The organism is Hansschlegelia beijingensis (genome assembly GCF_045505405.1).
Taxonomy (GTDB): domain Bacteria; phylum Pseudomonadota; class Alphaproteobacteria; order Rhizobiales; family Methylopilaceae; genus Methylopila; species Methylopila beijingensis_A.
On the sequence record NZ_JBJKEX010000534.1, the window covers coordinates 1 to 1,286 of the forward strand.

Below are 1,286 nucleotides of genomic sequence, written 5' to 3' on the forward strand. Positions count from 1 at the left end.
TGCGCCGGAACAGCGGGCGCAGGTGCTGCGGGCCGCTGTCGCGCTTTCGCTGGCCGGCGACGGGCTCGGGGTGGATCGCATCCGGCAGAAGTTCGGGGCCAAGATGGCCGAAAGCTCCGACGCGGCGGCCTTCGAGGTGGTCACGGCCCCGGTCGAGGCGCATGGCGGCGCCTTCCGGGAGATCGCGCGCTCGATCGCCTCCAGCGCCGCCTTCGAGGCGTTCCTCAAGGAGTATCGCAGCAGGGCCGCCCAGGATCCCGCCAATGTCGCTCCGGCCGGGATCTCGGCCAGCGCGGCGACGCCGTCGCGGGCCTAGCCCCGGCGGGCGTCAGCCGCCGCCGTAGCTTTGCACCAGACTGCCTGCGACGAGATTCCAGCCGTCGACCAGGACGAAGAAGATCAGCTTGAACGGCAAGGAGACGATCGCCGGGGGCAGCATCATCATGCCCATCGACATCAGCACCGACGCCACCACGAGGTCGATGACCAGGAACGGCACGAACAGCAGGAAGCCGATCTCGAAGGCGCGCCTGAGCTCCGAGATCATGAAGGACGGCACCAGCACCCGCAGCGACACCTGTTCGGGCGTCTCGGGCGCCGGCTCGCGCGACAGGCCCTGGAACAGCGCGAGGTCCTTCTCGCGGACATGCGCCAGCATGAAGGTGCGGAACGGCGCGACGCCGCGCTGGAAGGCGGTGGCGTCGTCGATCTGGCCGGCGAGCCGCGGGGCGATGGCCTGATCGTAGGCGGCCTGGAACGTCGGGGCCATCACGAACGCGGTGAGGAACAGCGCGAGCGCCGTGATCACCGAGTTCGGCGGCGCGGTCTGGGTTCCGACCGCGGTGCGGAGCAGCGAGAGCACCACCACGATGCGGGTGAAGCAGGTCACCATCACCAGGATCGACGGCGCAAGACTCAGCACCGTGATCAGCGCGACGATCTGCAGCGCGCGCTCGCTCACTCCGCCCTGGCCGAGATCGAGCGTGAGGCTCTGCGCGGCGGCAGGCGTCGCCGCCGACAGAGCCGCCGCGATCAGTCCGTAGCGAAGAGAGCGTCCGCGCCAGGCGGCGGGCATGCCGGGAGAAACCCGGACATCAACCCTTTGGCTTGCCGACATCCCGCCCGAGCAGATTGGCCATCTCGGCCTCGAGCGCCGCAAGCGGGTCGTCGTCGAGCGTGGATCCGGCGGGGGCTTCGGCGGGCGAAGGGCGCGGCTCGGGGCGAACGTCGGGCGCAGCCGGAGCCGGCTTCTCGTTCTGGGGCGCCATCGGCGGCATCTCGCGCGG

The 1,286-nt window shown here is 70.7% G+C and carries 2 protein-coding genes and 1 pseudogene; 1 reads left to right on the forward strand and 2 read right to left on the reverse strand.

The genetic code is table 11. From position 1 onward, the window contains the following. The coding region (locus ACIKT0_RS18435) for a hypothetical protein (RefSeq protein ID WP_407106773.1) at positions 1-316 on the forward strand (316 nt) is incomplete at its 5' end. 12 nt (positions 317-328) lie between these two features. Here ACIKT0_RS18435 and fliP read toward each other — a convergent pair. Together fliP and ACIKT0_RS18445 are read right to left on the reverse strand one after the other, a co-directional pair. Beyond that, positions 329-1,075 (reverse strand): flagellar type III secretion system pore protein FliP, encoded by a 747-nt coding sequence (fliP, locus tag ACIKT0_RS18440; protein ID WP_407106774.1) that lies wholly within the window; start codon positions 1,073-1,075, stop codon positions 329-331. Between the two features lie 19 nt (positions 1,076-1,094). Next, positions 1,095-1,286 (reverse strand): annotated as a pseudogene (locus tag ACIKT0_RS18445) (hypothetical protein); the annotation flags it as partial.